Below are 6,403 nucleotides of genomic sequence, written 5' to 3'. Positions count from 1 at the left end.
TAGCGCAAAGGGCGGATCGGCGGCAAGCCAGAGCATGAGCAGGCCCACGCACTCGAACGCGAACGACACGATCGCAACGCGAAAGCCACCGAAGACCTTGATGGTGTTCGCGAACAGCAACCGCGCGCCGACGAACATCGTGCCGAACACAGTCAACGAAAGCGCGGCGTTCGGCCAGTTATGCGCAGCGTAGAAAAGGGTGATGAACGTGGCGATGGACCCGAATCCCGCCGATCCCAGCGCGAGCCCCATGCCGTGCGGCAACACGCGGAAGAACACGCTCCGGTAAGACATGCGCTCGCCGTGAACCACCGGCACGGAACCCATGCGCGTGGCGAGCCAGTAGCCGAGGCCGCCGAGCGCGATCACGAACGTTCCGAGCGATGCAAACCCGAGCGTGTGCTCCATCGCCACGCCCAGCGGCGCACCAAGCGCGAGCGCGCCATAAGTGGCGATGCCGTTCCACGAGATCACGCGTCCGCTCTGATTGGGCCCGACCCGTCCGATACCCCACGTGATCGCGCCCGTGCCGACGAGACTCTCGCCAAATCCAAGCACCAGCCGGCTTACGATCAGCAGAGCGAGGCTCACCGAATGCCATTGCTCGGCGAGCGCCGTGCACAGCAACAGCACGCCGCTGATTCCACAGGCGGTCAGTCCGCGCAACACGGTTTGCTTCGGACCGATGCTGTCGGCGGCGCGCCCGGCGAGTGGCCGCGATGCCAGCGTCGCGAAGTACTGCACGCTGATCGCCACGCCTGCCATCACCGAACCATATTCGAGATTCAGATGCACGAAACCCGGCAGCACTGCGAGCGGAATGCCGATGGTCAGGTAGCAAATGAACGTAAAAGCGACGACGGCGACAATCCGCCCGGTAATGGCGAAATCGGCGCGGCGGGACAGCGGGGCTTCGGTGGACATTGGGGTAAGTGCGGGGTTGATCTTACTGAAGAAGCGTGATTTTCCCATAGGTTCGGGCACGCCGTGCGACGTAAATAGTATTTCTACGACCGCTTAAGACCCCGGAAGCCCCGTCTCACAATGGATTGCAGTAATTTCGGATTTGACTGAAAATTTTCGGAAAAATGGAATCGTCGTCCAAAACCGGCATTCTTACCGGTTCTATTTGCGTGGAGGCTGTCCGGTGAGATCCCGGGAGACGTCGCTCATCAGCGCTTGGAGCCATGCCAGATCGGTCGGACGGCTGACTTCGGGCAGACACATCAGATAGCTTTCGATGGGTGGAAACTCGATCGGCGATTCCATCACCACCAGCGGCAAAAGCGCAGCGTAATGCAGCGCAAAGCGGCGCGTGGCGGTGAAGATCAGGTCCGATTGCAGCAGCGTCTGCGGCACGAGGCCAAAGTAGGGAAGGGTGGCGACAATGCGCCGCTTGATGCCGGCGCTCTCAAGACCTATATCGATAGGATGGCGTTTCGCCCCGCTATAGGCCGTCGGCGCGAGGTGCGCGGCCAGCGCATATCGCGAGGCTGTGAGCGGTTCCCGCGCTAGCGGATGGCCGCGGCGCATGAGGCAGACGAAGTGATCCGTGAACAATTCGCGGCGCTCGAACCGCGGTTCCGGATTTCCCCAGTTGCCGACGACCAGATCGAGATCGCCGTCATCGAGCGCGGCTTCGTGATCCAGCGTCGGACTCAGCGATTCGATTTCCAGCCGCGCATTGGGCGCCGCGGCGCGGAAGGCGCGGATCATCGTCGGCATGAAAAAGTCGTTCAGGTAATCCGGCGCAGCCACGCGGAAGGTTCGGCGGGACGTGGCGGGATCGAAGATGCCGTGCGGCGTGGCGACGAATTCGACTTCTCGCAGCGCGCGCTGCGTGGCCGGCAGCAGCGACGCACCATATTCGGTCGGCACCATGCCTTGCTTGCCGCGCACGAGGATCGGATCGCCGAGCAGGTCGCGCAGACGCCGCAAAGCGGTGCTGATGGCCGGCTGCGTCTGGCTCAGGCGCATCGCCGCTTGCGTGACGCTGCGCTCGGTCAGAAGCGTTTGCAGGACGCGGATCAGCCAGATATCGAGGGAATCGGTCGAGCTTGAATCTTCGGAGTCGGCGGGATCGTTCATGGGCAAGGCGTTTTTCGGGCGGGCGCTACACAGAAAACCATGGCGATGCACGCCGGAGCCGTTACGTTAAGCCCGCCCGATCCCGCACGCCATAGCGTGGCCGCTATGCGCGGCATAGGAACGGCCGCCGTCGCGCTTCAGCTCCGCCGCGCTGTTACATCTGCGGCGCCATCCTCGGCAGGTTGCTGATCCGCTGGACTTCGGCCGCTTCGAGCCAGTTCGGCGACCGGGCCACGTAAAGGACCATGGGCAAGGTGTCTTCGCCCCAGAACAATTGCTGGTTCACCACGAAGGTCGGCACGCCAAATACCCCGAGTTCGATCGCGCGCTCGACATTCGCCTGCAGCGTCGCCTTGACGTCCTCTAGCTCGATCATCTTGGCACCGTCGGGCAAACCGACATGGCGGCAGAGATCGTCGAACCCTTCTTCCGTCGATGGATCGCGACCCTGTTTCCAGATGAACCGGAAAATCTCGCGGATGCAGCCGACTTCCCCGCCAGAAGCCACCGCGAGCCGCAGCGCCTTGGACGAGTCGAACGGATGCGACGGCGGCATCTTGAAAGGAATGCCCAGTTGCTCGGCACGGAACAGCGCGTAGCGGTACATGAATACACGCTTGGGCGGAATCGACCCCGGCATGGGCTGGCCCCAGTGCTTGAGCAGCAACAGGTAATCGATCGGCAACACCTCGAACGGCATGTTCGGCCACTTTTCATGCTGTTCCAGCAGCAAATATGAAAAGGGAGAATTGAAGTCGAAAAAAAAGTACGGCTGGCGCGGATCGGTGGAAGGCGAAGCGCTCATTTGAATCTCCCTGGCATTTCGATGCCCCTCGTGATGCACTTCATGACGCTCATTACGCGGCGCCCGTAAATCAGGTTACCGTCGTTTCAGCTTTCGATATTACGTGGTGTGCTGAACGCTGTCTGCCTGCGCGTCGAGCGCGACGCTCTGGGCGAGGGTCAAACGCTGCCGCACGAAGCCGATATGTTCCCGCAGCACATAGAACTGGTCGGCATAAGCGAGCGGCATTTTCATCTGGTTCACCTTCGCCTCGATATCGTCCAGCCGATCGATCAGCGCTTCGCGCTGGACGGTGTCCGGGTCGGTCATCGCCTCACGTTCGATTGCAATTAACGCGCCATAGATCTTGTAGATGCGCGATCTCACGCGCCACCGGTAAAGCCCCGGCACCAGCCGGAAGCCCGGAATCAGCACCACGATGATCGGCACCAGCAGCACGATCACCCGGTCCGCCAGGCTCGCGATCCAGAACGGCAGGGTTCGGTACAAGAAGCCCTTGCCCGATTTGTAATAACGCTCGGCGTCGTCGCTGATGCGAAATTCGTGCGCGAGCGGCGCGGGGAATTCGTTGGCCGACTGCATCAGGTTCGCGCGGCCGTGGACCTCCTTCGCGGCTTCGATCAACAGGTCGGAGAGCGCCGGATGCAAACCCTCCCGCGCGATGAGTTCGGCCGTGGGTGCGATCAGGCGGATGCGATGCTCGGGCAGGTTCTTGGCGAGATCGAAGGCGCCCATCGGCAGGTTCAGGACGGTCAGGTATGGAAAGCGGCGGGCGTAGGCATCGGCCTGGGTGAAATCGAAGAAGCGGATGCCGGGCGTCCTGTAGAGCTTGCCCATGGTCGGCGGCTGGGCGGAGTCGCCGGTGAGAAACGCGGCGTCGATACTGCCGTTCGACAGCGCTTCGGCGGCGGCGTCGCCCGCGAGCGGCAACAGTTCGGTATTGCCGCCAGGCTCGATGCCGTTCGCCTTCAGGATCGCTAGCGCCAGCGCGCGTGTGCCGCTGCCTTCGGTGCTGATTGCAAGGCGCTTGCCTTTCAGCTCGGACAGCCGCGTCAACATTGGCCCGCGATAAAACACCGCCAACGGCACGTAAGCCACGCTGCCGAGGGAAACCAGGTCGTCGTGTTTATCGGATGTGGCCGGTGCACTTCCCGGGACAATGGCGGCCGCCGCCGACATTCCGCCCTGCACGAAACCGACATCGACCTTGGCGTTCGGGTCTTCGAGCTTCTGCAGGTTATCGAGCGAACCTTGCGACTCCAGCACGTTCAGCGTGATGCCGTTGCGCGCGAGAATCTTCTTGTATTGCTGAGCGTTGTTCCAGAACGAACTGCCCTTCGTGCCCGCGGACATGGTCAGCGTATTGGGCGGCGCGGGCTGGATCAGGCGCACGGCGAGATAGATGGCAGCCGCGCTGATCAAGAGGATCGGGCCGAACGAGATCGCAAGATCGCGCCAAGAGATTGCGACAAAACGCGCCATGGAAGGCGCAATGCGCCGTGCGCGCGGCTTTTGCGGATTGTCCGAGGGAGAAGGTTTCTGATCGGGAGGTTGGATCATTGTCGAGTTTGCTAAGGCAGGACTTGATGCAGGACTTGATGCAGGACTTGGGGCAGGACTTGAGACTGGACTCGCGTTGGCACCATGAAACATTGCAGCCGCGGATCTTTGAAGCGAAGAAAAGCAGACTATAAAAGGGAAAACCCTCGTTCACTAAACAGGCCAACCGCCGCGCTTGGCGGATGATTCAACCGTCCGAAACGTCGCCGATGGTACATGAACGCCAACCCGCCGAAATCAGGGGCACGCCCTAAGCCGTGGTCATCGAGCGTCAGTTTCCATGTCCGGTCTCGCGATAAACGCACGGATGCGCGTCATCGTGTTAAATGCTTTGCGCTTCTGGCAAGGCTGGATTAAATTGACGTTCGCCGCCGCAGAACCAGCATCCGCGCCGCCAACCGGCATTTCGGAGCAAGTGCTCCGTGCAGAACCGGAAGCGTCGCACGATGTGCGGCAGTGCGTGTCCCGAAAGAACGGAGTGACATCCTCAATGACACCCGTACAAGAATCACCGGACATTCGTTTTTTTTCGCCAGTCTCTCGCAACACCGTGTCGCCAGCATCGCCGGTTTGTCCGTTCGCGTCGACTCGTCGAGGTCGTCGTTCATCTGGCAAACCGCAAGATGTCGTAGTAAACCGCTGGGTTGATGCGGTCCAAAAGAAGCACAAAGAAGTACAACTTGCGAAGTCCAAAAGCGAAACAAAAGGAGAAACCATGAAAGCAGTCGATATGTTGAAGGCACTGGGCGTCGTGCTGTGCGTCGCGGTCGCATCGAGCGCCTATGCTCAATCAAGCGATGCCGCAGCCACCACGGACGCGGCAACCGCCAAGGCTACGGCCAAGACCACCAAAAAGACCGACCGTAAGCTCGGTCTCGATGTGCGCCGTGCGTTGGGCAAGGCACAGGGCATCGACGTGTCGAATATCTTCGTACGCGCACGCGGCGGTGCCGTCGTTCTGACGGGTTCGGTGCCGGACGGCGCGCAGATCCCGAAAGCTGAAGAAATCGCGAAGGGCGTGGCCGGCGTGACATCGGTATCGAACAAACTCTCGCTCGCACCGCAAAACGGTTCGTGATGCAGGCCTGAACCACGGGCTTTCGGAAAGCCGCGGCGCTGTCCTTTGTAACGACGCGGCTTGACGGAAATCGAATGGTTCAAGAACGGGTTCCGGCGCCTAGCGCGCCGGAACCCGTTTTGTATTGGTGGTCCGGGTATTGCCGGGTAGTGGCGCCGCGTCGGTTTATGGTTCAGTGACGACATTGCGCCGACCTTGCGCGGACCTTGCGGATTGCTCTCCCGCTTGATATTGGTTGCGTCCGTGGTCGGCGTATGGCGCGTTCAAACCGATAAAAATTCAGGGAGACACCATGAAGCGATTCCCCGCAGCCATGACGCTCGCCGCGTTGGTCGGCGCAGGCCTGACGGCGTGCCACGGCAACGACGACAACAATGGTTCGCAGACCAATTCGCTGCCAAGCTTCATCTCGGGCAGCGTGCGCACGCAAATTTACGACGGCAACACGGACGACCTCCTGACCGCCGGGCTGGGCAAGAGCGGGCTGGCATCGGCGAGTGCGCCTTCGGTTGCGAACGCGTCCTCGCCTACTGCTGCCGAACTCAGGCGGCTTGCGATTTACTCGAACTATCGTGCGCTCGTGGACATGTCCGCGAACGGCGGCTACGGCCGTTTCTGGGGGCCGAATGTCGATCTGAACGGCAACGATACCCTCGGCGAAGGCAAGATCGCCGGCAAGGAATATCTCGCGTACGCCGACGATGGCAGCGGCAAGAAGAACGTGAGCCTCCTCGTCCAGATTCCAAGTTCAACGATCCGACGTTCGCGCCGTACTCCAGCAAGTTCGACCGCGTGCTCGACGGCAAGGACAAACTCACGCCACAGGAAGCGCACGGATTGACGCTGTTCAGCGACCCGGACAAGGGCAACTG

General features: G+C 61.2%; 5 protein-coding genes and 1 pseudogene. 2 read left to right on the top strand and 4 right to left on the bottom strand.

Features of this window, described 5'->3' with window-relative positions; genetic code table 11:
• From ACRXB1_RS27590 to ACRXB1_RS27575, 4 genes are all read right to left on the bottom strand, one after another.
• The coding region (locus ACRXB1_RS27590; RefSeq protein WP_449493830.1) for an MFS transporter at nucleotides 1-924 on the bottom strand (924 nt) is incomplete at its 3' end.
• A gap of 201 nt (nucleotides 925-1,125) precedes the next feature.
• Complete coding sequence (locus ACRXB1_RS27585; RefSeq protein ID WP_449493829.1) at nucleotides 1,126-2,088, bottom strand: LysR family transcriptional regulator; 963 nt, start codon at nucleotides 2,086-2,088, stop codon at nucleotides 1,126-1,128.
• Nucleotides 2,089-2,242: 154 nt separating this feature from the next.
• Entirely contained in the window at nucleotides 2,243-2,893 is a 651-nt protein-coding gene (locus ACRXB1_RS27580; RefSeq protein ID WP_375508438.1) for a 2-hydroxychromene-2-carboxylate isomerase, read from the bottom strand.
• Between the two features lie 99 nt (nucleotides 2,894-2,992).
• Nucleotides 2,993-4,453, bottom strand: coding sequence for a TAXI family TRAP transporter solute-binding subunit (locus ACRXB1_RS27575; RefSeq protein WP_449493828.1), 1,461 nt, complete (start codon nucleotides 4,451-4,453; stop codon nucleotides 2,993-2,995).
• A 715-nt stretch (nucleotides 4,454-5,168) separates the two neighbouring features.
• Between ACRXB1_RS27575 and ACRXB1_RS27570 the strand changes: the two genes are divergently transcribed.
• Together ACRXB1_RS27570 and ACRXB1_RS27565 are read left to right on the top strand one after the other, a co-directional pair.
• A complete protein-coding gene (locus ACRXB1_RS27570; protein ID WP_449493831.1) occupies nucleotides 5,169-5,531 on the top strand; it encodes a BON domain-containing protein in 363 nt (120 codons plus the stop codon).
• Between the two features lie 292 nt (nucleotides 5,532-5,823).
• A pseudogene (locus tag ACRXB1_RS27565) lies at nucleotides 5,824-6,282 on the top strand (3-hydroxybutyrate oligomer hydrolase family protein); the annotation flags it as partial.
• Between the last annotated feature and the right edge of the window lie 121 nt (nucleotides 6,283-6,403).

This window comes from Caballeronia sp. M23-90, assembly GCF_053574605.1.
Note: the sequence above shows the minus strand (reverse complement) of the source record. Positions and strands in the feature narration are given on the sequence as shown.